Below are 23445 nucleotides of genomic sequence, written 5' to 3'. Positions count from 1 at the left end.
ACATGAGTTACCAGGCACCCCTGCGCGACATGCGCTTCGTTCTCCATGAACTGTTCGACGTCAGCGGCCATTGCGAGCTGCTGGGCAACGGCCTTGACCGCGAGCTGATCGACGGCGTGCTGGAAGAGGGCGCGCGCTATACCGGCGAAGTGGTTGCGCCGCTGAACCGCAACAGCGACGAGCAGGGCGCGACCTTGCTCAATGGCGAAGTCACCACGCCGGACGGCTTCCGCGACGCGTACAGGCAATACTGCGACAACGGCTGGGCGAGCATGACCGGGCCGACCGAGTTCGGCGGCCAGGGCTTCCCGCAGATGGTCTCGGCCAGCTTCCACGAGATGCTGATGGCCGCCTCGCTGTCCTTCCGCGTCTATTCCGGCCTGACCGAGGGCGCGGTGCTGGCGCTGTACAAGCACGGCGCACCTGAGCTTCAGCGCGACTACCTGGCCAAGATGGTCAGCGGCGTGTGGAGCGGCACCATGTGCCTCACCGAGCCCCAGGCCGGCACCGATCTCGCGCTGCTGCGCACCCGCGCCGAACCGCAGGCTGATGGCAGATACCGGGTCAGCGGCAGCAAGATCTTCATCAGCGGCGGCGAGCAGGACCTCTCGGAGAACATCGTCCACCTGGTGCTGGCGCGCCTGCCCGATGCTCCGGCCGGGGTGAAGGGCATCAGCCTGCTCCTCGTGCCGAAATTCATTGCCAACCCCGACGGCACGCCGGGCGCGCGCAACGCCCTGAGCTGTGGCGCCATCGAGCACAAGATGGGCATCAAGGGCGCATCCACCTGCGTGATGAACTTCGACGGCGCCACCGGCTGGCTGATCGGCCAGGCCAACCAGGGCCTGGCGTGCATGTTCACCATGATGAACGACGCGCGCTTCCAGGTCGGCCTGCAGGGCCTGGGCATCGCCGAGCGCTCCTGCCAGGGCGCACTGGCCTACGCCCGCGAGCGCCTGCAATCGCGCGCGCTGACCGGCGCCGCGGAGCCGTCCAAGGCCGCCGACCCGATCATCGTCCACCCGGACGTGCGGCGCATGCTGCTGACCCAGAAGACCCTCACCGAGGGCTGCCGGATGGTGTCGGCGCTGTGCGCCCGTGAACTGGACCTGGAGCACGGCCATCCCGAGGCCGATGCGCGCAAGGCCGCGAGCAAGCGTGCGGCGCTGCTGATCCCCATCGTGAAGTCGTTCTTCACCGATGTCGGCCAGGAGGTCTCCAGCCTCGGCGTGCAGCTCTATGGCGGCCATGGCTACATCCGCGAGTGGGGCATGGAGCAATTGATGCGCGACAGCCGCATCACGCAGATCTACGAAGGCACCAACGGCATCCAGGCGCTCGACCTGATCCGTCGCAAGCTGCTGGGCGACGGCGGTACGGAGTTGAATGCGCTGATCGGCGAGCTGGCGGCTGCCTGCGAGACCGCGGGCGCCCGCACCGAACTGGCCGGCCTGGCAGAAAGCGTGCGTCAACGCCTGCTGGAATGGCGCAGCCTGACCAGCGAGGTGATCGCCGCCTGCCAGCGCGACCCGCAGGAAATCGGCGCCGCCTCGGTGGACTTCCTGCAGTACTGCTCCTACGTGCTGCTGGCGGGGCTGTGGGTGCAGGCCGCCGGCGTGGCCCAGGCGAAGCTGGCGGCTGGCGAAGGCGACGCGGACTTCTACCGCGCCAAGCTGGCCAGCGCCGAGTTCTACGTCAAGCGCATCCTGCCGCGCGCCAGCATGCACCGTGAGGCCCTGTTGGGCGGTGCGGATTGCCTGATGGGGCTGGACGCGGAGCACTTTGCGTTCTGATGGCGTGAGGTAACGAAAAACGCCGCGCCGGGGGACCGGGGCGGCGTTTTTCATTGGAGGATCGGTGTTGGGCGGTCCCTCACCCCAGCCCTCTCCCAGGGGGAGAGGGGGCCGTATGTGCCGAGATGAGTCCTGCTTTCACTGATGCGCCCAGCTAACGCAGAGCTTTCAATGCGTGCCGGTCGGTCCCCTCTACCTCCGGGAGAGGGTTAGGGTGAGGGGCTCTTGGTCTAAAGACTCAAGCCCGCTCCCACACCTCGAACGCATAAGCCGGCGTCTCGCCCTCGGCGTCATGCTCGATGCTCGACGCCAGATGCCAGTGCGCTTCATCCACTTCCGGGAAGTGCGCGTCACCCGCCGGGCTCAACCCCACACGGGTCAGGTAGAGGCGGTCGGCGCGAGCAAGGGCTTCGCCATACAGCTGCGCTCCGCCGATCAGCATCAGTTCCTCGGCCTCTTCCTGCTTCGCCCATTCGGCGGCGCGCTCAAGGGCGGCGTCGAGGCTGGTGAAGACTTCCGCGCCTTCCAGCTTCAGCCCGGCCTGGCGGGTGATCACGATGTTCAGCCGGCCCGGCAGCGGGCGGCCCAGCGAATCCCAGGTCTTGCGGCCCATGATCACCGGTTTGCCCAGGGTCATTGCCTTGAAGTGCTTGAGGTCCTGCGGTAGGTGCCAGGGCAGGCGGTTGTCGACGCCGATCACGCGGTTGTCGGCAAGGGCGGCGATCATCGCCAGGGGCAGGGCTTCGGACATCGTGACTCCAGTGCTGAACATCAGTGGGAACTCCCAGTGCCAAAGGATACCAGCCGCTCACCCTCGTCGGGGCCGGCGGCTGGCGGAACGCGCATGAAGAAGGTGCCGTCCTCGTTGACCTGGGTGATGCCGGTGGAGAGCACCTTGCGATAGTCCTTGAGGTTGAACGACAGCGTCTGCTCGGGCCGCTCGGCCTTGAGCAGAACCTGCGAGTAGGTGATGAGGATCTCGAAGATCTTCAGGTCCCCCGATTGCAGCCAGATATAGGACGGCCCTGCCTGGCGCGGCGGTTCGAAGGCCAGCGAAGTGGCGCCGGGCTTGGGCGCGAATTTCAGGTGCAGGCCCTTGGCATCCAGCCAGCTGGATTCGACGCGGCCATCGATGCCCACCAGCGGGAAGACCTGGTGGTAGTTCAGGTGCATCACGTTGTCCTGCAGCACCGCGCCGGGGCGCTCCAGGGTCACCAGTGAATCCAGGCGCAGGCCCACCAGGCTCATCGCGCCGTAGCTGGGCACGCCGAGCACCTTCACGCTGTCGGGCTGGTAGTCGAGGTTGTCGCCGTCGAGCTTCACCGTGCCGGACAGCCGCAGCGGCAGCCAGGGGCCGACGCCCAGCGGCTGCACCTCGCCGGAGACCAGCAGGCGGTCGCCTTCGACGCTCAGCTGGAAGCCGCGCAGCATGGTCTCCGGGTAATCGAGGATGTGCCGGTTGAACAGGTTGGCGAGCTGCTCGGGGCTGAGGATCACCTCGCCCTCGGAGACGTTGATGCGCATGTCCTGCGGGCGGTCGAAGTCGATCGGCTCGCCGGCCTTGAGCGGCACCAGCCAGCCCTTGAGCTGCGGGCTGTGGAAGCCGATGCCGTCCTGAAAATAGAGGTCGACGTTGTTCAGCAGGATGCCCACGCCGTCCTGGCCGGAGTCGCGCAGGCCGCCCGGCCGGCTGGCCTTGAAGTCCGCTGCCGGCGGCGTCTGCTGGAACCAGCCCTGGCGCAGCACGCCCAGTTCGCGCTGCTGCTTGTCGATGGCGCTCTCGGCGGCGGCGTTGCCGGCAAACGCCAGCAGGAGCAGGGAAGCGAGGAGGGTTCTCATAGGGCTTTCTCCTCCGGGGCGGGCGCCTTCACCGGCGAGACGGCGATGTGCACCATGCCGTCCTCGCGCAGGCGGATTTCGCCGTACTGCAGCTGGCGGCGGTAATCGTAGAGGTTGAACAGCAGCGGTGCGTCGGGGCTGAGACTGGTGAACAGCGCGTAGGCCTTCACCAGGATGGTCCGCGCCATCTTGATGTCGCCGCCCTCGATGAACATGTAGCTTTTCGGTGCCTTGAGCTGCGGCCATTTCAGCTCGGCCAGCTCACTGCCCAGCAGCAGGTCCATGCCACCATCGGCGAGTTTCAGGCGGCGCACGGTGAAGTCCAGGCGCGGCGGCGGGAACAGGCCGTCGAGGTCGACCAGGATGCGGTTGCCGATCAGCTGCATGTGCGCGGTGTGCAGTTGCAGCACCTCGGACATCTCGATGGACGCGGCGCTCAGTGACGGCGTGACGTCCACGTTGTCGACGTAGATCCGCTGCGGCACCAGCGCCACCTTCAGCGGCCCGGCCTGCTCGATCCCGGTGACCATCCGCAGCGGCCGCCAGCGCCCCTTGCGCAGCAGTTCGCCGTGGACTTCCTGGCCATCGGCGCGGGTGCTGAGTTTCAGGTTGCGCACCGGCGCGTTGGCGTTGCGCAGCTCTTCGTTGAGCAGGCTGGCGAGGGTGGCGTCGGCGACGAAGATGTCCCCGGCCTGGATGCGCGCGACCATGGACTTCGGGTCGTCGAGCATCAGTGGTGTTCCAGTGCCCGCCACCGGGCTCATCTGGATCAGCATCTTGCGGATGAAGAAGCCGATGTCGTCGTGCAGGCGGAAGTCGGTCTGGCTGATCCACAGTTGCGAGGTATTGCTGGCGGACTGCCGGGCGCTGACACTGGCGTCCAGCTGGCGCGGCGGCACGGCCTGCATCAGCGGCGTATCCGGCCCCCAGTCGGAGGGGCGTACCGGCGGTGTTTCCACGGCCGCCGCGGTGGTGGCGGCGAGCAGCAGGGGCAAGGCACTGAGCAGCGAGCGCAGCATGGCGAGGCCTCATTGTTGTTTTTATAGGGGCAGTGCTATCGGCTGAGTCTGAGCCCGCCTGCGCCGGACGAGAGCCCCTCCTTGGTTTGGTTGACGATGCAGGGTGTTACCGGCGGTGCCGGGACGCCGCGGCGAGCAGCGGTTATCCTTGCTGGCGAACACCGATGTCGGAGAACCCGTGAGCGAGTCCGCCCTCCAATCCCTGTGGCTGTGCGAGGCTGTGCGCCTGCGCGAGGAACAGGTCGGCCCCCTGGAAGACAGCGAGGCCAATCGCCGTGCCATCGTCGGCGGTGGCGACCTCGCCCAGCGCCTGCAGAGCCGTGCGCTGCTGCTGGCCGAACGCGACGGCCAGCGCGCTGCCTTGCGCACCTGGAGCCAGGGTGCGCGCCTGTCGATCTACCTGCTGCTGGTGCTGGCGCTGTTCACCGGCGGCGGCCTGGCCTTTGCCGCGCTGGGCGACGGGCAGCGCCCGGTCAACGTGTTCTGGGCACTGGCCAGCCTGCTCGGGCTGCACCTGATTACCCTGATTGGCTGGACGCTGGCGTTCTTCGCCGGCGGCGAGGCAGCCGGGGCGCTGGGGCGTCTGTGGTTGTGGCTGAGTGGCAAGCTCGCCCGCGATGCCCACGCCGCGCAACTGGCGCCCGCGCTGCTGGTGCTGCTGGATCGGCAGAAACTCACACGCTGGGCACTCGGCCTGCTGGTCCATGGCCTGTGGCTGGTCGCGCTGACGACCGCGCTGGGCGTGATGCTGGCGCTGCTGGCGACGCGGCGCTACGGCTTTGTCTGGGAGACCACCATCCTTGGCGGTGACACCTTCATCGCACTGACCCACAGCCTCGGCGCACTGCCGTCGCTGCTCGGCTTCCCGCAGCCGGACTCCGATCTGGTGCGCGCCAGCGGCGATGCCCTGGTGGCCAGTGAAAACGCGCGCCACGCCTGGGCCGGCTGGCTGGTGGGAATTCTGCTGGTGTACGGCGTGATCCTGCGCGGCGCGCTCTGGCTGCTCTGCCTGTGGCGCTGGAAGCGCGGGCGTGCGCAGCTGGCGCTGGATGTTTCGCTGCCTGGCTACGCCTTGTTGCGCGAGCGCCTGATGCCAGCCAGCGAGCGCCTGGGCGTGAGCGACGCGGCGCCGGATGAACTGGTCGAACCGCAAGCGCAGTTGCCGGCGTCCACCGCCGATGGCGCATTGCTGGTCTCCATCGAACTGCTGGACCGAGCCAACTGGCCGCCGAAGCTGCCGGAGGGGATTGCCAATGCCGGCGACCTCGACGACGGCGCCCAGCGTCGCCGCCTGCTGGAGCAGCTCACCCGCTACCCGCCGGCGCGTTTGGTGATTGCCTGCGACCCGCGCCGCTCGCCGGATCGCGGCACCCTGGCGTTGATCGCCGAACTGTCGCGTTGCGCCGCCGCCACTCGCGTCTGGCTGCTGCAAGCGCCGCCGGGTGAAGCGCTGGACGCCGAGCGCCTGGGCGACTGGCACGCCGGCATCGAACGCCTGAATTTGCCTCACACCTCGGCATCCCCGCTGGGTTGGCTGGAGACCGGGCATGACTGATGCGCTGAAACTGGCCGTGGTCGGCCACACCAACGTCGGCAAGACCTCGCTGTTGCGGACCCTGACCCGTGATGTCGGCTTCGGCGAGGTGTCTCACCGTCCCAGCACCACGCGGCATGTAGAAGGGGCACGCCTGTCGGTCGACGGCGAGCCGCTGCTGGAGCTGTACGACACGCCGGGACTGGAAGACGCCATCGCCCTGCGCGATTTCCTCGACGGCCTGGAGCGCCCCGGCGAACGCCTGGATGGCCCGGAGAAGCTGCGTCGTTTCCTCGACGGTAGCGAAGCCCGCGGCCGCTTCGAGCAGGAAGCCAAGGTGCTGCGCCAGTTGCTCGCCTCCGACGCGGGCCTCTACGTGATCGACGCCCGCGAACCGGTGCTGGCCAAGTACCGCGACGAACTGGCGGTGCTAGCCGCCTGCGCCCGGCCGTTGCTGCCGGTGCTGAATTTCGTCGCCAGCCCGCAGCATCGTGAGGAGCAGTGGCGCGAGGCGCTGTCCCGTCTCGGTCTGCACGCGCTGGTGCGCTTCGACAGCGTGGCGCCGCCGCTGGATGGCGAACGCCGGCTTTACGAAAGCCTCGCGCTGCTGCTGGAGCGTGCGCGGCCGCAACTGGATCGACTGGTGGCCGATCACGAAGCGCAAGCCGTTGCTCGCCGCGAGGCCGGCGCGCGGCTGATCGCCGAACTGCTGGTGGATGTCGCCGCCTGTCGCCAACTGGTACCGGCCGGCGATGCCGCCGTGCGCGCCGCCACCGAGACGCTGCGCAACCAGGTGCGCCAGCGCGAAGACAGCTGCGTGAAGGCGCTGCTCAGCCTCTACGCCTTCCGCAAGGACGATGCCCGCGCGGCTGATCTGCCATTGATGGACGGCCGCTGGGGCGATGATCTGTTCAACCCGGAAACCCTGCGCCAACTCGGTATTCGCCTGAGTGGCGGTGTTGCGGCGGGCGCGGCAGCGGGAGCGGGTATCGATCTGCTGGTCGGTGGCCTGACCCTGGGCGCGGCGACCGCATTGGGCGCCATTGCCGGCGGCGCCTGGCAGACCGTCGGCCATTACGGCCAGCGCCTGCTGGGCAAGCTCAAGGGCAGCCGCGAACTGTCGGTGGATGACGGCGTGCTGCGCCTGTTGGCGCTGCGCCAACGGCAACTGCTGGCGGCGTTGCAGACCCGTGGGCACGCGGCGGTGGAGGCGATTCACCTGCAGTCGCCGGAAGACAAGCAATGGCGCGAAGGCAAGCTGCCCGAGGCGCTGCGCAAGGCGCGGGCGCATCCGGAGTGGTCGAGCCTCAATGGCAAGCGGCGCGCGGAGAAGACCGAGCGGCAGGAGGCGGTGGCGCAGTTGGCCGCGCAGTTGCTCGAACCATAAGCCCACCGTCAATTTGCGAAATCGACATGGCTGGCGCCCCCTCACCCTAACCCTCTCCCAGAGGGAGAGGGGACCGAACGGTGCAGGGAGAACCAACAGTATCAGCCGGTACGATCTGCCCCCTCTCCCTCTGGGAGAGGGCTGGGGTGAGGGCAAGGCATGAGCGCCGAATTTACCTGTAGGAGCGAGCTTGCTCGCGAACGCTCTCAGACGAGTGAAACCATCTCCACCCTTGGCTGCCCGTTGACAATCTCCAGGATCGCCAAGGCAACCGGCAACCTGAACCGCCGCGGCCCCGCACTCCCCGGATTCAGATAGAGAACCCCATCGCGCACCTCATTCAGGGGCTTGTGCGAATGCCCCGCCAGCACCACGTCGATGCCTTCGGCAAGCGGATCGATGGCCAGCTGCTTGAGGTCGTGGATCAGGTAGAGCCGCAGCCCGCCCAGCTCCAGCAGCAAGGTCTCCGACAGCGCATCAGCCCAGTCGTCGCTGTCGTTGTTGCCACGCACCACGTCCAGCGGAGCGAGCTCGCGGAGTTGATCGAGCAGCGAGGCGGGGCCGATATCGCCCAGGTGCAGGATGCGCTGGCAGCCTTGCAGCGCCGCTAGCGCTTCGGGGCGCAGCAGGCCGTGTGTGTCGGCGATGACGCCGATGCGCAGGGAAGTGGTCATGCCAGGGAGCATAAACGACGACGCCACCCGAAGGTGGCGTCGTGGTTGGATCAACCGTTGTGCGAAGCCTTGGCGGCGTCGGACTCGGGCAGGAACCAGTTCAGCAGCAGCGCGCAGATGCCGCCGGTGGCGACGCCGGATTCCAGCACGTTGCGGATCGCGTGGGGCATGTGCGCGAGGAACTCCGGCACCTGCGAGATGCCCAGGCCCAGCGCCAGGCTGACGGCAATGATCAGCAGCGCGCGACGGTCCAGGTGGGTGCCGGCGAGAATGTTGATGCCGGAAGCGGCGACCGCGCCGAACATCACCATCACCGCGCCGCCGAGCACCGGCTCGGGAACGGCCTGGATCACCCCGGCGACGCTGGGGAACAGGCCCAGCACGACGAGCATCGCGGCGATCCACAGGCCGACGTGGCGGCTGGCGACGCCGGTCAACTGGATCACCCCGTTGTTCTGCGCGAACACCGAGCTGGGGAAGGTATTGAACAGGCCGGCCAGCAGTGAGTTGGCACCGTTCACCAGCACGCCGCCCTTGATGCGCTGCATCCACAGCGGGCCTTCCACCGGCTGCTTGGAGATCTTGCTGGTGGCGGTGACGTCGCCGATGGCTTCCAGCGAGGTCACCAGGTAGATCACCAGCATCGGGATGAACAGGCTCCAGGAGAAACCCAGGCCGAAGTGCAGCGGCACCGGAACCTGGAAGGCCGGCGCTTCGTGCATGCCGGTGAAGTCCAGGCGGCCCAGGTAGCCGGCCAGCGCGTAGCCCACCGCCAGGGCGATGACGATGGCACCGCTGCGCATCCACACCACCGGGATGCGGTTGAGAATGACGATGATCGCCAGTACCAGGCCCGACAGCATCAGGTTTTCGCCGTTGGCGAAGGTGCCGTTGGCCATGGCGGAGAAGCCGCCACCCATGCTGATCAGGCCGACCTTGATCAGAGTCAGGCCGATCATCAGCACCACGATGCCGGTGACCAGCGGGGTGATCAGGCGCTTAACGAACGGCAGGATGCGCGACACGCCCATTTCCACGAAGGAGCCGGCCATGACCACGCCGAAGATCGCTGCCATGACGGCTTCCACCGGCGTGCCGCTCTTCACCATCAGTGCTCCGCCGGCGATCAGCGGGCCGACGAAGTTGAAGCTGGTGCCCTGGACGATCAGCAGCCCCGCGCCGAACGGCCCGAAGCGCTTGCACTGGACGAAGGTGGCGATGCCGGAGATCACCAGGGACATCGACACGATCAGGTTGGTGTCGCGCGGCGACACGCCCAGCGCCTGGCAGATCAGCAGGCCCGGGGTGACGATCGGCACGATGATCGCCAGCAGGTGCTGCAGCGCCGCGAGCAGGGCGATGGGCAGGGCGGGGCGGTCTTCCAGGCCGTAGACCAGGTCGGGCTGATCCTTGGCGGCGGACGGGTTCTCGAGGGAGCTCATGGGCGGCGGTCCGGGAAAAAAGAGCGCGATTTTACTGGCCCGGAGCGGGATCGCACAGTGCCATGAGGCAAGGAGGGATAAATGGAGAAGGCTGTTTTCCTACGTACTGGCTGGGCAGGTGCCGCGCAGGGCCTTCGGCGAAGGAGAAAAGTGCTGAATTTTCAACAGGCTGTGCGGACGCCTCTGAATGTTTTAACCCGTTGGCGTGACTTCACTGGAATGCATCCGGAGCCATTCGGGGTTCCGGCCCAATCCCTGGGAGCATGCAAATGCATAAGCAACAACGTGGCTTCACTCTGATTGAGCTGATGATCGTGGTGGCGATCATCGGGATTCTGGCTTCGGTTTCCCTGCCCTTGTATTCGGACTATTCGTCCCGGTCGAAAGCCGCGGCCGCGATGACTGAGATTTCCGGTGTTAAAACCGCAGTTGGCCTGTGCATCGCGGAAGTGGGCTCCACGAAGGGGTGTGACGCCGGAGCCTATGGGATTCCAGAAAATTTCGACGTGACCACCAATATCACGGGTGATTATTCGGTGAAGGAGGGGGTCATCAAGTTCAAGACCAGTGCGACCGATAGCAAGGGGAATGAGCTCGAGCTGGAAATGAAGCCCAAGGCAGATACCAAATCGAGCCTGATCTGGGAGGTGTCGGGCACCATCTGCGACGCCGACCGTGGCATCAAGCCCGGCACGGGCGGTTGTGCCAAGACCGACTCGAAGGACGGTTGATCTCCTGGTTTCATCGCGCACAAAAAAGCCCGGCATTCGCCGGGCTTTTTCATCTCACCGCCTGACTCAACCGTCCAGCAGCGACTTGTCGCGCACTGCGCCCTTGTCGGCGCTGGTGGCCAGCAGGGCGTAGGCCTTCAGCGCGGTGCTCACCTTGCGCGCGCGCGGCTGTGCCGGCTTCCAGCCTTTCTTGTCCTGCTCGGCGCGGCGGGTGGCCAGTTCTTCATCGCTCACCAGCAGGTTGATGCTGCGGTTGGGGATGTCGATCAGTACCTTGTCGCCGTCCTGCACCAGGCCGATGGCGCCGCCCGCGGCGGCTTCCGGCGAGGCGTGGCCGATGGACAGGCCCGAGGTGCCGCCGGAGAAGCGGCCGTCGGTGAGCAGGGCGCATTCCTTGCCCAGGCCCTTGGATTTCAGGTAGCTGGTCGGATAGAGCATTTCCTGCATGCCCGGGCCGCCTTTCGGGCCTTCGTAGCGGATGATCACGATGTCGCCCGGCTTCACTTCGTCGGCGAGGATGCCCTTCACGGCACCATCCTGGCTTTCGAAGATCTTTGCGCGGCCTTCGAACACGTGGATGGATTCGTCCACGCCAGCGGTCTTCACCACGCAACCGTCGAGGGCGATGTTGCCGTACAGCACGGCCAGGCCGCCTTCCTGCGAGTAGGCGTGCTCGACGCTGCGGATGCAGCCTTCGGCGCGGTCGTCGTCCAGGGTGTCCCAGCGCGTGCTCTGGCTGAACGCGACCTGGGTCGGGATGCCGGCGGGGCCGGCCTTGAAGAAGGTGTGGACCTTCTCGTCCTGGGTCTGGGTGATGTCCCACTGGGCGATGGCGTCGGCCATGCTCGGGCTGTGCACGGTCGGCACGTCGGTGTGCAGCAGGCCGCCACGGGACAGTTCGCCGAGAATGGAGAAGATGCCGCCGGCGCGGTGCACGTCTTCCATGTGGTACTTCTGGATGTTCGGCGCCACCTTGCACAGCTGCGGCACCTTGCGCGACAGGCGATCGATGTCGCGCAGGTCGAAGGCGATCTCCGCCTCCTGCGCTGCGGCCAGCAGGTGCAGGATGGTGTTGGTCGAGCCGCCCATGGCGATGTCCAGGGTCATGGCGTTCTCGAACGCCTTGAAGCTGGCGACGTTGCGCGGCAGTACGGACTCATCGCCCTCACCGTAGTAGCGCTGGCAGAGTTCGACGGCCAGGCGGCCGGCGCGCAGGAACAGTTGCTCGCGGTCGGAGTGGGTCGCCAGGGTGGAGCCGTTGCCGGGCAGGCCGAGGCCGAGGGCTTCGACCAGGCAGTTCATCGAGTTGGCGGTGAACATGCCGGAGCAGGAACCGCAGGTCGGGCAGGCGCTGCGCTCGTACTCGGCGACTTTTTCGTCGGAGCAGGAGTCGTCGGCGGCAACCACCATGGCGTCGACCAGGTCCAGACCGTGGTTGGCCAGCTTGGTCTTGCCGGCTTCCATCGGGCCGCCGGAGACGAACACCACCGGGATGTTCAGGCGCAGGGCGGCCATCAGCATGCCGGGGGTGATCTTGTCGCAGTTGGAGATGCAGACGATGGCGTCGGCGCAGTGGGCGTTGACCATGTATTCCACGGAGTCGGCGATGATCTCGCGCGACGGCAGGGAATAGAGCATGCCGTCATGGCCCATGGCGATGCCGTCGTCCACGGCGATGGTGTTGAATTCCTTGGCCACGCCGCCGTGTTTTTCGATCTCGCGGGCGACCAGTTGGCCCAGGTCCTTCAGGTGCACGTGGCCGGGCACGAACTGGGTGAAGGAGTTGGCGATGGCGATGATCGGTTTCTTGAAGTCTTCGTCCTTCATCCCGGTGGCGCGCCAGAGGGCACGGGCGCCGGCCATGTTGCGGCCATGGGTGGAGGTTTTCGAGCGGTAATCGGGCATGACAGGTTCCTGCGCATCAGGTCACGGTGGGAGTCGATCCGGGTCTTCTGTGCGGCGGCGTACAGCGGGTAGGGCTGGCCGGCGAGACCTTGAGCAGACTCTAAGTCGTATCGTGAGCGCGGTACGCACCGGATGCAAACAGCAGATGGCCTTGCATGGGCGAGGTCGGCGCGGGGCGTGGCGGGGTCACCGCCTGCTCGGCCGGGGCTCACAGGCCCGCCGGGGGATAAATGGCAGGAATGAGCCGGATTCTACGCCGGCCCTTGCCGCCAGGGAAAGGCTGGCGGTCGGCGCGGGCCATAGACTTTCGCCGCGCTGGCGTGGTCAGAATGGCCATTGAGGCTTTTCGATCCCGTTCGTTGAAGGAGCAACCCCATGAAAGTCATCTCCGTCGCCCTACTGGCCGCGCTCTTCGTTGGTAGCGTGCAGGCCTCGTCCGACGCGGCCTGGCAGGCGCAGGACAAGCAGCAGCGCGAGGCCTGCCTGGCGCTGAGCCATCTGCAGAACAAGAAGGTGCTAGGCGCGCCGGTGTTGTTCGACGATAGCGTCGGCTATACGGCACTGATGATCGGCGGTCGCTACCCGCAGAAACATATGCAGGGCAAGCAGGGCCGCGAGCTGTGCCTGTTCCAGCGCAGCACCGGCAAGGCGGTGATCAGCGAAGCGGATTCGCTGATGCCGGTGAAGTAAGGGGGTGAGGGACCTTATCTCGTAGGGCGGATAACGCCCCTGGCGTTATCCGCCGACTCGTGGATGGAGCCGGCGGATAAAGCGTTCCGCTTTATGCGCCCTACAGTGGTGAAATGAAAAACGGGGCGCCTCCAGATAGGAGGCGCCCCGTTTTCGGGCTGAACCGTCTTAGCCGTTGGGCAGCAGGCGCACGGTCAGGCTCTTGATGTAGCGGGTTTCCGGGATTGCCAGGTGGACCGGATGGTCCGGGCCCTGGCCGCCGCGCTCGAGCAGCTGGATATTGCGGTCCAGGTGGCGGGCGCTGCCCAGCAGGATGTTCTGCAGGTCGTCCTCGGGCAGGTGCATCGAGCAGGAGGCGCTGACCAGCACGCCGTCCTTGGACAGCAGGCGCATGGCCTGTTCGTTGAGGCGGCGGTAGGCGGCCTCGCCGTTCTTCAGGTCCTTCTTGCGCTTGATGAAGGCGGGCGGGTCGGCAACGATCACATCGAAGCGTTCGTCGGCGGCCTTCAGTTCGCGCAGGGCATCGAACACGTCACCTTCCACGCAGGCGACTTTCTCGGCCAGGCCGTTGAGGGTGGCGTTGCGCTCCACGCCATCCAGGGCGAAGCCGGAGGCGTCGACACACATCACTTCGCTGGCGCCGAAGGCTGCGGCCTGGATGCCCCAGCCGCCGATGTAGCTGAACAGGTCGAGCACGCGTTTGCCCTGCACATAGGGCTGCAGGCGCGCGCGGTTCATGCGGTGGTCGTAGAACCAGCCGGTCTTCTGGCCAGCCAATACCGGAGCTTCGAACTTCACGCCGTTCTCTTCCAGGCCGACCCACTCGGGGACTTCGCCGTAGGCGTTCTCGACGTAGCGCTCAAGGCCTTCGGCATCGCGGGCGCTGGAGTCGTTCTTCCACAGTACGGCGCTGGGCTTGAGCACCTGCAGCAGGGCGGCGAGGACGTCGTCGCGGTGCTTCTCCATGGTCGCCGAGGCGAGCTGGACTACCAGCACGTCGCCGAAACGGTCGACCACCAGGCCCGGCAGCAGGTCGGAGTCACCGTAGACGAGGCGGTAGAACAGCTTGTCGAACAGGCGCTCACGCAGGCTCAGGGCCACGTTCAGGCGGTGAACCAGCAGGGATTTGTCGAGAACGTGCTTGGTATCGCGGGAGATCAGGCGGGCGCAGATGAGGTTGTTCGGGCTCATCGCGACGATGCCCAGCGGCTTGCCGTTGGCCATTTCGAGGATGGCCTGTTCGCCGGCGCCGAATCCGTTCAGCGGGGTGGCGGCGACGTCCACCTCATTGCTGTAGACCCACAGGTGGCCGGCGCGCAGGCGGCGCTCGGCGTTGGCTTTCAGACGCAGGCTGGGCAGGGTCATGGGGAAGGGCTCCGGCAAAAGAGCGGGATTATAGCGCAGCGGCGTGCGCCGCCGGAGCGCGGCGCACGGGCTTTTGATCGGCGGCGTTCAGGCGGCCAGGGTTTCGATCAGCTGTTTGTTGAAGGCAGGGATATCGTCGGGCTTGCGGCTGCTGATCAGCAGGCCGTCCTTGACCACCTGGCGGTCGACCCAGTGGCCGCCGGCGTTGTTGATGTCGTCCTTGAGCGAGTTCCAGCTGGTCAGGGTCTTGCCCTTCACCAGCCCGGCCGATACCAGCAGCCAGGCGCCATGGCAGATCACTGCGATGGGTTTGTCGGCCCCGGCGGCCTTCTGCACGATTTCCTGGGCCTTGGGCAGGTTGCGGATCTGGTCGGCGTTGATCACGCCGCCGGGCAGCAGCACCGCGTCATAGTCATCGATGCGGGCGGTCTCGAAGGTGCCGTCGACCTTGAAGTTGTCCGCCGGCTTGTCGTGGTGCCAGCCGCGTACCTTGTCGGTACTGTCGGAGAGGATTTTCACCTTGGCGCCGGCCTCCTCGAGCGCCTCGCGCGGGCCGGTGAGTTCGACCTGCTCGAAGCCGTCGGTGACCAGGATGGCAATGGTCTTGCCTTTGAGTGTCTGGCTCATGGCGTGTCTCCCATTTCTTCCGCTTGGGTGTAAAGGTTCCGACACAGCTGCCGATGAAAGTTCAATCAAAAGCAGACGTTCCAGAAGCCTCGGCTCTGGGTAAACTGTGCGCCCCGTCAACTTTTCACAGCGCGCCCCATGTCCCAAGAACTCTCCGCCGAACAGATCCGTCAGGCCCTGCAGGGCATCAGCGTGCCGCCACAGCCGCAGATCATGGTTGACCTGCAGATGGAGCAGTTCATGCCCAACCCCGACCTGAAGGCGATCGCCAAGCTGATCAGCCAGGACCCGGGGCTGTCCGGCGCGCTGCTGAAGCTGGTGAATTCACCGTTCTTCGGCCTGGCCAATCGCATCACCTCGATCCAGCGCGCGGTGAACCTGCTGGGCAGCCGCTCGGTGATCAACCTGATCAACGCCCAGTCGATCAAGGGCGAGATGACCGACGCCACCATCGTCACTCTCAACCGCTTCTGGGACACCGCCCAGGACGTCGCGATGAGCTGCCTGACCTTGGCCAAGCGCATCGGCTACGAGTCGGTGGATGAGGCCTATGCGCTGGGGTTGTTCCACAACTGCGGCATCCCGCTGATGCTCAAGCGCTTCCCGCACTACATGGCGGTGCTGGAGGAGGCCTATGCCAGCGCGAGCGACGAGCGTCGGGTGGTGGATACCGAGAACCGCGTGCTGAACACCAACCACGCGGTGGTCGGCTACTTCACCGCGCGCTCCTGGCGCCTGCCGGAGCACGTCTGCGAAGCCATCGCCAACCACCACAACGCGCTATCGATCTTCAGTGACGACAACTCCCGCGATACCCAGCTGAAGAACCTGCTGGCGATCCTCAAGATGGCCGAGCACATCTGCGGCTCCTACCGCGTACTGGGCAACCAGGATGAGGACCACGAATGGGAGAGCGTGCGTGCGCTGGTACTGGACTACGTCGGCCTCACCGAGTACGACTTCGAGAACCTCAAGGGCAGCATTCTTGAACTGGGTGTGGGGCAGGGGACGTACTGACCGGAGCTCGCTCCTACAAAACTGCTGGAATAGCTGGGTAGCTTTGTAGGATGGGTGGAGCGAAGCGATACCCATGCGGTCGGGCTCGGTCTGATGGGTATCGCTGCGCTCCACGCCATCCTACCGTCAGGCGCTCGCGCGTCAGGTACAAAAAAGCCGGGCATCTGCCCGGCTTTTTCGTTCAACGTCGGCGATTAGTCGATCATGTCGCTGAAACGCTCGTCCTTCTTGTAGGCAATGGTCTGGCTGAAGCCGGGGACCTGGATGCCTTGGTCGCTGATCTCGATGGCCTGCTCGTCGATCATGTCGTTGCCGAAGTTGTAGATGATGTCGAAACGGCCCTGGGTCGCGGCTTCGTCGTACTGGCGGGCGGCGGCGCGGGTGGTTTCGCGGCGCGCCTGGTAGTCGTTGAAGGCCGCATCGCCGTGGCGCTTGCGCAGCATCTTCTCGGTGACGGCCGGGGACAGCAGCACACCGGTGGCGTTGTTGCCGCCGAAGCCCTTGGAATTGATGAAGCAGACTTCCAGGTCGCCGCGGCGCACATCGCTGTTGGACAAGGCGATGTGATCCTTGAAGACATCGTCGGCGAACTTGTCGACGGTCTTGATGCCGGGAATCACACCGTAGCGGAAGGTGCCCAGGGCAGAGATCAACTGGTCGGCGCTGGCGGTGGCCAGGGAGTGGCCGACGAAGGCTTTCACTGCGGTGACCGGCCAGCCTTCGATGCCGAAGGCGGTGGCGACGCGGTCGAGGATTTCCGACTCGGTCACGCGGTTGGCCGGGGTACTGGAGCCGTGGGCGTGGACGAAGCTGTGCTGGCGCACGCTTTTCTCGCCAACGATCTGCGCGGCGGCGGCCACGGCCTTGGCCATGGTCAGGTAGTTGCCCGGGCCGGGAGCGGAAATGGACTTCTTGAAGCCGTCGGCGTTGATGAACACATCCGGCACCGAACCATGGATATCGGCGCCCAGCTCCAGGGCCAGGGCGTCGTCCATCAGCACCACGTACTGCGCGGACTCCGCCAGGGAGAAGCCGCAGTTGTCGCCGAACGGGCGGCTGGCGCGGCGGAAGTCGACGTCGTTGCGGCCTTCGATCAGGCGCAGGCCTTCCTCGGTGGCCAGCGCGCCCATGGCGGCGTAGCCCTCGATGATTTCCGAGGTGATCGGCGCCTCGGCGTTGCCGACGATGGCTACGCGGGCCTGGCCGGTGGTGATGACATCGATGCCTTTCTGCAGGTTGTACAGGAACGTCGCGCAGGCGCCGGTGACGCTGCCGGTCATGCCGACACTGCCGAGCACGTAGGCGTTGATGAAGTCGGTGGGCATGCTGTTGAAGCCCAGCGGCAGCTGCTTGGCCGACACGCGGTGGCCGCGCAGGCGCGATTGCAGCAGGCCGCCGAAGCCGTTCTCGTCCAGCTGGCTCATGATGCTGCTGGAGAATACGGCGATTTCGTCGGGTTGCACCGCGTTGCAGATGGTCTGCCAATCGATGCCGGTGGAGCGCACGGCGTCGGTGGCGGCGACCACGGACATCTGCAGGCCGCGTGGGTGGAAGCGCGAGTTGTACAACTCGCCCGGCTCGAAGCCGGTGGGCAGTTGGCCGGCGGATTTCACCGGCAGCGCACGGTAGCTGTCGACCTTGAATTCGCAGCTGTCGTGCAGGGTGACGCGAACTTCACCGCCTTCGAGCTCTTCCACCGACCAGTTGGCCGGCAGTGGCTCGGGCAGTTGCTTGCGCAGGGTGCTGAAGCTCACCGGGTTGCCGGCGGCATTGACGGTCAGGCTCTTGTGGCAATGCGCGGCGTCGACGTCGAGGTATTGCAGCTCGATGCGGCGGATCAGGGTGGACTGGCGAATCTGCTGCTCGAAACGTTGCTCGATGGCAGCCAGATCTAGGGCGTTGCCGTCGGCATCCTGGTATTGGCCGTCGACGACCTTGACCAGCTTCATCATCACCGCGAGGCCGGCGAGGGTTTCCTGGCGGGCGGCGGGCTCCATGGATTCGAGGACGGTGCGGCGGAACCCATGGTGGAAGGAACTGCGGCCAGCCGCGTTATATCCACCAAAACCAACGATGACCGGTAGTCGAGACATCTCTCGGAAACTCCTTCAGCAAGTGCATCTTGTGCGACTGGGCGCCAGTTGCGCATGGAGGCGCGGCCCGGTGGCACAAAGCCAGGCGGTGGCTTCTAGTGATTCGAATGCTTTAGCTGACGAGGATCATGACCGCCGAGTCACGCTCGCGCCAGGAATTGTCGGAAGAAGGCGACGAGTTTCCAGGCAGATCGCTCAGGGGACTCTGAACGAAAACGGGAGCCGTTCCGGGCTCCCGTTTCGATATTGCCTTTGCTGAGGGCAGGGCTTAACGGTACTCGATGCCAGCCTTTTTGGTGCTGACGCGGGTGCCGGATTCACCTTTGGTGATGGCGACGATGTTTTCCAGCGAGCCGATCACTGCATCTTTACCGGTGGCGCGGGCGAACTCGATGGCCGCCATGACCTTCGGACCCATGGAGCCGGCGGCGAAGCCGAGGCGTTCCAGTTCGTCCGGGTGGGCCTGGGCGATGCCTTTCTGGGTCGGTTTGCCCCAGTCGATGTAGGCTGCGTCCACGTCGGTGGCGATGATCAGGATGTCAGCCGACAGCTCCTGGGCCAGCAGCGAGGAGCAGAGGTCCTTGTCGATCACCGCTTCGACGCCGGAGAGTTTCTTGCCGGATTCGTCGTACATGGTCGGGATGCCGCCGCCGCCTGCGCAGATGACGATGGTGCCTTTCTCCAGCAGCCACTTGACCGGGCGGATCTCGAAAATGCGCTTCGGACGCGGGCTGGCGACCACGCGGCGGAACTTGTCGCCGTCCGGGGCGATGCTCCAGCCCTTCTCCTTGGCGAGGGCTTCTGCCTCTTCCTTGGAGTAGACCGGGCCGATGGGCTTGGTCGGGTTCTGGAAGGCCGGGTCCTTGGCGTCGACTTCGACCTGGGTGAGGATGGTGGCGAACGGTACTTCGAACGGCAGCAGGTTGCCCATTTCCTGTTCGATCATGTAGCCGATCATGCCTTCGGTCTCGGCGCCGAGGACATCCAGCGGATAGGGTGCAACCTTGTCGTAGGCAGCGCCCTGCAGGGCCAGGAGGCCGACCTGCGGGCCGTTGCCGTGGGCGATCACCAGCTCGTTGCCGGGAGCGACCTTGGAAATCTGTTCGGCGGCGATCCGAACGTTCAAGCGTTGATTGTCAGCAGTCATGGGCTCGCCACGACGCAGCAGGGCATTACCGCCCAATGCGACGACGATACGCATATTCAGTACCTCCGAAAGAGTGGAAACGCGCCCGGGGCCCGCGCTTGAGCGCGGCCCCGGGGCGGCCCGGCATTACATGTCGGCGAGGGTCGATACGAGGATTGCCTTGATGGTGTGCATGCGGTTTTCCGCTTGCTCGAAGGCAATGTTGTACGGGGATTCGAAGACGTCTTCGGTTACTTCGATGCCGTTCTTCAGGTTCGGGTACTTGGCGGCGATTTCCTTGCCGACCTTGGTCTCGCTGTTATGGAAGGCGGGCAGGCAGTGCATGAACTTCACGCGCGGATTGCCGGCAGCTTTCATCATGTCCATGTTGACCTGATACGGCAGCAGCTCGTTGATGCGTTCGCCCCAGGCTTCCACCGGCTCACCCATGGAAACCCAGACGTCGGTGTGGATGAAGTCCACGCCCTTGACGGCTTCTTTCGGGTCTTCGGTGATGGTGATGCGTGCACCGCTTTCTTCAGCGAACTTCTTGCAGGCGGCGACGTGTTCGTCGGTCGGCCAGAGTTCCTTCGGTGCGGCGATACGCACGTCCATGCCGAGCTTGGCGCCGATCAGCAGCAGGGAGTTACCCATGTTGTTGCGGGCGTCACCCAGGTAGGCGTAGCTGATGTCGTGCAGCGGCTTGTCGCTGTGCTCACGCATGGTCAGCACGTCGGCCAGCATCTGGGTCGGGTGGTACTCGTCGGTGAGGCCGTTGAACACCGGAACACCGGCGAACTTGGCCAGCTCCTCAACGATCTCCTGCTTGAAGCCACGGTACTCGATGGCGTCGTACATGCGACCCAGAACGCGGGCGGTGTCCTTCATCGATTCCTTGTGGCCGATCTGCGAGGAGTTCGGGTCGATGTAGGTGACGTTGGCGCCCTGGTCATAGGCGGCGACTTCGAAGGCGCAACGGGTGCGGGTCGAGGTCTTTTCGAAGATCAGCGCAATGTTGTTGCCTTTGAGGTGTTGCTGCTCGGTACCGGTGTACTTGGCGCGCTTGAGGTCGCGGGACAGGTCGAGCAGATAGCGCAACTCGCGAGTGCTGTGGTGCATCAGGCTGAGCAGGTTGCGGTTGTGCATATTGAAAGCCATGTTCGTTCTCCTTGTGGGATGGAAAGCTAGGCCTCGTCAGTACAGCTCGTGGCTGGCGGGGCAGGCGGCCCCGGCTAGGGCCGCCTTTTTCAGATCAATGCGCTCTGTTGGAGGTAATTGCGTTCCTGGTGTGACCGCGGATCAATAGTCGATCGGGTCACGGATGATCGGGCAGGTCATGCAGTGACCGCCGCCACGGCCCCGGCCCAGTTCGCCGGCGCTGATGGTGATGACTTCCACACCGGCCTTGCGCAGCAGGGTGTTGGTGTAGGTGTTGCGGTCATAACCAACCACCACGCCCGGTTCCAGGCAGACCACGTTGTTGCCGTCGTCCCACTGCTCGCGCTCGGCGGCGAAGCTGTTGCCGCCGGTTTCGACGACGCGCAGTTTCTTCAGGCCCAGGCTCTCGGCGACGACGGTCATGAAGTCCTTGTCTTCGCGCTGGACGTTGATGCCGTAGGGGCTCTTCTCGTCCGGGCGCAGGGTGAAGGCAACGATCTCTTTCACCACTTCCGGGAAGACAGTGACCAGGTCGCGGTCGCAGAAGGTGAAGACGGTGTCCAGGTGCATCGCGGCGCGGGATTTCGGCAGGCCGGCGACGATGACTTTCTCGGCAGCGCCCTTGGCGAAGAGTGCCTGGGCGACCTGGCCGATGGCCTGGCGGGAGGAGCGCTCACCCATACCGATCAGCACGACGCCGTTGCCGATGGGCATGACGTCGCCGCCTTCGAGGGTGGACATGCCGTGGTCCTTGTCCGGATCGCCGTACCAGACTTCGAATTCGGCGTTGGTGAATTCCGGGTGGAACTTGTAGATCGCGGTGGTCAGCAGGGTTTCCTGACGTCGCGCCGGCCAGTACATCGGGTTCAGCGTCACACCGCCGTAGATCCAGCATGTGGTGTCACGAGTGAACTGGGTGTTGGGCAGCGGCGGCAGCAGGAAGCTGGAGTGGCCGAGGTAGTCGCGGTACATCTTCAGCGCTTTCGCGCCTTCGCTTTCCGGGATGTCATCGGAGGCCACGCCACCAATGAGGAATTCAGCCAGCTTGCGGGGCTCCAGGCTTTCCAGCCAGCCGCGCAGTTCCTGGGTCAGGCCGACGCCAACGCTGTCGTTGGTGATCTTGCGATCGAGGATCCACTTGAGGGCTTCGGGATTCTGGACGGTCTCGGTCAGCAGGTTGTGCATTTCGAGGACGTCGATGCCACGCTCGCGCATCTTGGTGACGAAGTCGAAGTGGTCACGCTTCGCCTGGTTCACCCAGATAACGTCGTCGAACAGCAACTCGTCGCAGTTGCTCGGGGTCAGGCGTTGGTGGGCGAGTCCGGGCGAGCAGACCATCACTTTGCGTAGTTTGCCAGCTTCAGAATGGACGCCAAGTTTGGTTTTTTCCGTGCTCATGAGATGTCTCCAGGAGTTACAGAGTGAGGAAGCCGTCGTAGAGGCCATAGGCCGCGATCAGTGCACCGATCACGACTACTGCGAAGATGAGCTTCTCGACATTGGTGAAGATGGGTTGACCCACTTCATGTTTCGCTTTGGCGAAGAGGATGACGCCGGGCGCGTAGAGCAGCGCCGACAGCAGCAGGTATTTCAGACCGCCTGCGTAGATCAGCCACACCGCGTAGAGAACCGAGATACCGGCGATGATCAGGTCTTTGGTGCGGTCGGCCGAGTCGGTCTCGTAGGTCTCGCCCTTGACTGCCAGCAGCAGGCCGTAGGCCGCGGACCAGAAGTACGGGATCAGGATCATCGAGGTGGCCAGCAGCAGCATCTTGGTGTACGGGTCCATGCCACCATCGGCGCTGCCGGAGGTGAAGAACACGATGACCAGGAATACCTGCACGCAGATGTTGGTCAGCCACAGGGCGTTGGCCGGCACCTGGTTGGCGTTCTCCTTGCGGAGGAACTCCGGCATGGTGTGGTCCTTGGCGGCGGCGAACATGATCTCGGCGCACAGCAGTACCCAGGAGAGCAGGGCACCCAGCAGGGAGATCAGCAGACCGACGCTGATCAGGACAGCGCCCCAGTGACCGACCACGTGCTCCAGCACCAGCGCCATCGACGGGTTCTGCAGCTTGGCCAGTTCCGGCTGGGTCATCACGCCCATGGACAGCACGTTCACCAGTACCAGCAGCAGCAGGACGGTGATGAAGCCGATCACAGTAGCTTTACCGACGTCCGAGCGTTTTTCCGCACGGGAGGAGAAGATGCTCGCGCCTTCGATGCCGATGAACACCCACACGGTGACCAGCATCATGTTGCGCACCTGGTTCATCACGCTGCCCAGGTCAGGATTGCTCTTGCCCCAGATGTCGGCGGTGAAGATGTCCAGCTTGAAGGCGAACAGGCAGATCAGGATGAACAGGAACAGCGGGACGATCTTCGCCACCGTGGTGATGGTGTTGATGAACGCCGCTTCCTTGATCCCGCGCAGCACCAGGAAGTGCAGGGCCCACAAGAGGATCGACGCGCAGACGATCGCCGCGACGGTGTCACCCTTGCCGAAGATCGGGAAGAAGTAGCCCAGGGTGCTGAACAGCAGAAGGAAGTAACCGACGTTGCCGAGCCAGGCGCTGATCCAGTAACCCCAGGCCGAGGAGAAGCCCATGTAGTCACCGAAACCGGCCTTGGCGTAGGCGTACACACCGCCGTCAAGTTGGGGTTTGCGGTTGGCCAGGGTCTGGAAGACGAAGGCCAGGGTCAGCATGCCGACCGCGGTGATGGCCCAGCCGATGAGGATGGCGCCGACGTCTGCACTGGCCGCCATGTTTTGCGGAAGGGAGAAAATGCCCCCGCCGATCATGGATCCTACGACCAGCGCTGTCAGCGCGCCGAGTCGTAGTTTTTGGCTGCTTTCTTGCGACATTTAAGAATCTCCCTATAGGAAGTTGGAGAGTGAAGCTATTAGGCGCTTGTCCCCGGGGCTCGCCCCTGATTCAGGTCAATAGCTTGCTATCCAATGTATTGGGCAGTACTTCCTGCTCTGCCCACCCCGGATAAACCATAGGAGAGGTTTTGCATTAGCGCCCGATTTAGAGGGGATTT

The 23445-nt window shown here is 65.0% G+C and carries 19 protein-coding genes; 6 read left to right on the top strand and 13 right to left on the bottom strand.

Going from position 1 to position 23445, the window contains the following annotated elements; genetic code table 11:
* Positions 1-2: 2 nt before the first annotated feature.
* Positions 3-1793 carry an acyl-CoA dehydrogenase C-terminal domain-containing protein gene (locus tag L6D89_RS06840; protein WP_236199189.1) on the top strand — a complete coding sequence of 597 codons (1791 nt, stop codon included), beginning with the start codon at positions 3-5 and terminating at the stop codon, positions 1791-1793.
* Positions 1794-2031: 238 nt separating this feature from the next.
* On the opposite strand, the gene L6D89_RS06835 is transcribed toward L6D89_RS06840, so the two are convergent.
* From L6D89_RS06835 to L6D89_RS06825, 3 genes are read right to left on the bottom strand one after another with little or no spacing between them, the layout of a single operon-like run.
* A complete protein-coding gene (locus L6D89_RS06835) occupies positions 2032-2544 on the bottom strand; it encodes a dihydrofolate reductase (protein ID WP_236171090.1) in 513 nt (170 codons plus the stop codon).
* Between the two features lie 20 nt (positions 2545-2564).
* Complete coding sequence (locus L6D89_RS06830) at positions 2565-3632, bottom strand: hypothetical protein (RefSeq protein WP_236199188.1); 1068 nt, start codon at positions 3630-3632, stop codon at positions 2565-2567.
* Positions 3629-4651 (bottom strand): hypothetical protein, encoded by a 1023-nt coding sequence (locus L6D89_RS06825; protein ID WP_236199187.1) that lies wholly within the window; start codon positions 4649-4651, stop codon positions 3629-3631. The genes L6D89_RS06830 and L6D89_RS06825 overlap by 4 nt, the downstream gene beginning before the upstream one ends.
* A gap of 178 nt (positions 4652-4829) precedes the next feature.
* Between L6D89_RS06825 and L6D89_RS06820 the strand changes: the two genes are divergently transcribed.
* Both L6D89_RS06820 and L6D89_RS06815 read left to right on the top strand, forming a co-directional pair.
* On the top strand, positions 4830-6206 hold the full coding sequence (locus tag L6D89_RS06820; RefSeq protein ID WP_236199186.1) for a DUF2868 domain-containing protein: 1377 nt from the start codon (positions 4830-4832) through the stop codon (positions 6204-6206).
* Positions 6199-7572 (top strand): GTPase/DUF3482 domain-containing protein, encoded by a 1374-nt coding sequence (locus L6D89_RS06815; RefSeq protein WP_236199185.1) that lies wholly within the window; start codon positions 6199-6201, stop codon positions 7570-7572. The genes L6D89_RS06820 and L6D89_RS06815 overlap by 8 nt, the downstream gene beginning before the upstream one ends.
* Positions 7573-7778: 206 nt before the next feature.
* On the opposite strand, the gene L6D89_RS06810 is transcribed toward L6D89_RS06815, so the two are convergent.
* Positions 7779-8246, bottom strand: coding sequence for a metallophosphoesterase family protein (locus L6D89_RS06810; RefSeq protein ID WP_236199184.1), 468 nt, complete (start codon positions 8244-8246; stop codon positions 7779-7781).
* 50 nt (positions 8247-8296) lie between these two features.
* Complete coding sequence (locus tag L6D89_RS06805) at positions 8297-9688, bottom strand: nucleobase:cation symporter-2 family protein (RefSeq protein WP_236171096.1); 1392 nt, start codon at positions 9686-9688, stop codon at positions 8297-8299.
* 269 nt (positions 9689-9957) lie between these two features.
* On the opposite strand from L6D89_RS06805, the gene L6D89_RS06795 reads away from it, so the two are divergent.
* Entirely contained in the window at positions 9958-10419 is a 462-nt protein-coding gene (locus tag L6D89_RS06795) for a pilin (protein ID WP_276574780.1), read from the top strand.
* A gap of 66 nt (positions 10420-10485) precedes the next feature.
* On the opposite strand, the gene ilvD is transcribed toward L6D89_RS06795, so the two are convergent.
* Entirely contained in the window at positions 10486-12324 is a 1839-nt protein-coding gene (gene ilvD, locus L6D89_RS06790) for a dihydroxy-acid dehydratase (RefSeq protein WP_236199183.1), read from the bottom strand.
* Between the two features lie 375 nt (positions 12325-12699).
* Here ilvD and L6D89_RS06785 point away from each other — a divergent pair, with 375 nt between their 5' ends.
* A complete protein-coding gene (locus tag L6D89_RS06785) occupies positions 12700-13014 on the top strand; it encodes a hypothetical protein (RefSeq protein WP_236199182.1) in 315 nt (104 codons plus the stop codon).
* A 168-nt stretch (positions 13015-13182) separates the two neighbouring features.
* Here the strand turns inward: L6D89_RS06785 and L6D89_RS06780 are convergent, their stop codons facing one another.
* Together L6D89_RS06780 and L6D89_RS06775 are read right to left on the bottom strand one after the other, a co-directional pair.
* Positions 13183-14379 carry a class I SAM-dependent rRNA methyltransferase gene (locus tag L6D89_RS06780; RefSeq protein ID WP_236199181.1) on the bottom strand — a complete coding sequence of 399 codons (1197 nt, stop codon included), beginning with the start codon at positions 14377-14379 and terminating at the stop codon, positions 13183-13185.
* Between the two features lie 87 nt (positions 14380-14466).
* Positions 14467-15006 carry a type 1 glutamine amidotransferase domain-containing protein gene (locus L6D89_RS06775; protein ID WP_236171100.1) on the bottom strand — a complete coding sequence of 180 codons (540 nt, stop codon included), beginning with the start codon at positions 15004-15006 and terminating at the stop codon, positions 14467-14469.
* Between the two features lie 192 nt (positions 15007-15198).
* Between L6D89_RS06775 and L6D89_RS06770 the strand changes: the two genes are divergently transcribed.
* Positions 15199-16023, top strand: coding sequence for an HDOD domain-containing protein (locus L6D89_RS06770; RefSeq protein ID WP_236199286.1), 825 nt, complete (start codon positions 15199-15201; stop codon positions 16021-16023).
* A 194-nt stretch (positions 16024-16217) separates the two neighbouring features.
* On the opposite strand, the gene L6D89_RS06765 is transcribed toward L6D89_RS06770, so the two are convergent.
* The 5 genes from L6D89_RS06765 to arcD all read right to left on the bottom strand — a co-directional run bounded on the left by L6D89_RS06765 (position 16218) and on the right by arcD (position 23266).
* Positions 16218-18116 carry a beta-ketoacyl synthase gene (locus tag L6D89_RS06765; protein WP_236199180.1) on the bottom strand — a complete coding sequence of 633 codons (1899 nt, stop codon included), beginning with the start codon at positions 18114-18116 and terminating at the stop codon, positions 16218-16220.
* A 268-nt stretch (positions 18117-18384) separates the two neighbouring features.
* Entirely contained in the window at positions 18385-19317 is a 933-nt protein-coding gene (gene arcC, locus L6D89_RS06760) for a carbamate kinase (RefSeq protein WP_054908066.1), read from the bottom strand.
* Between the two features lie 72 nt (positions 19318-19389).
* Positions 19390-20400: an ornithine carbamoyltransferase gene (locus L6D89_RS06755; RefSeq protein WP_065086518.1), complete on the bottom strand. Its 1011-nt coding sequence runs from the start codon at positions 20398-20400 to the stop codon at positions 19390-19392.
* Positions 20401-20541: 141 nt separating this feature from the next.
* The gene (arcA, locus tag L6D89_RS06750; protein WP_045215707.1) at positions 20542-21798 is read right to left on the bottom strand and encodes an arginine deiminase; all 1257 of its coding nucleotides are present in this window, start codon (positions 21796-21798) and stop codon (positions 20542-20544) included.
* 16 nt (positions 21799-21814) lie between these two features.
* A complete protein-coding gene (gene arcD / locus L6D89_RS06745; protein ID WP_233297491.1) occupies positions 21815-23266 on the bottom strand; it encodes an arginine-ornithine antiporter in 1452 nt (483 codons plus the stop codon).
* Between the last annotated feature and the right edge of the window lie 179 nt (positions 23267-23445).

It is taken from the genome of Pseudomonas pseudonitroreducens (assembly GCF_021603645.1).
GTDB classification, from domain to species: domain Bacteria; phylum Pseudomonadota; class Gammaproteobacteria; order Pseudomonadales; family Pseudomonadaceae; genus Pseudomonas; species Pseudomonas pseudonitroreducens.
The sequence above is the reverse complement of the archived record's forward strand: the minus strand, read 5'-3'. Positions and strand labels throughout refer to the sequence as shown.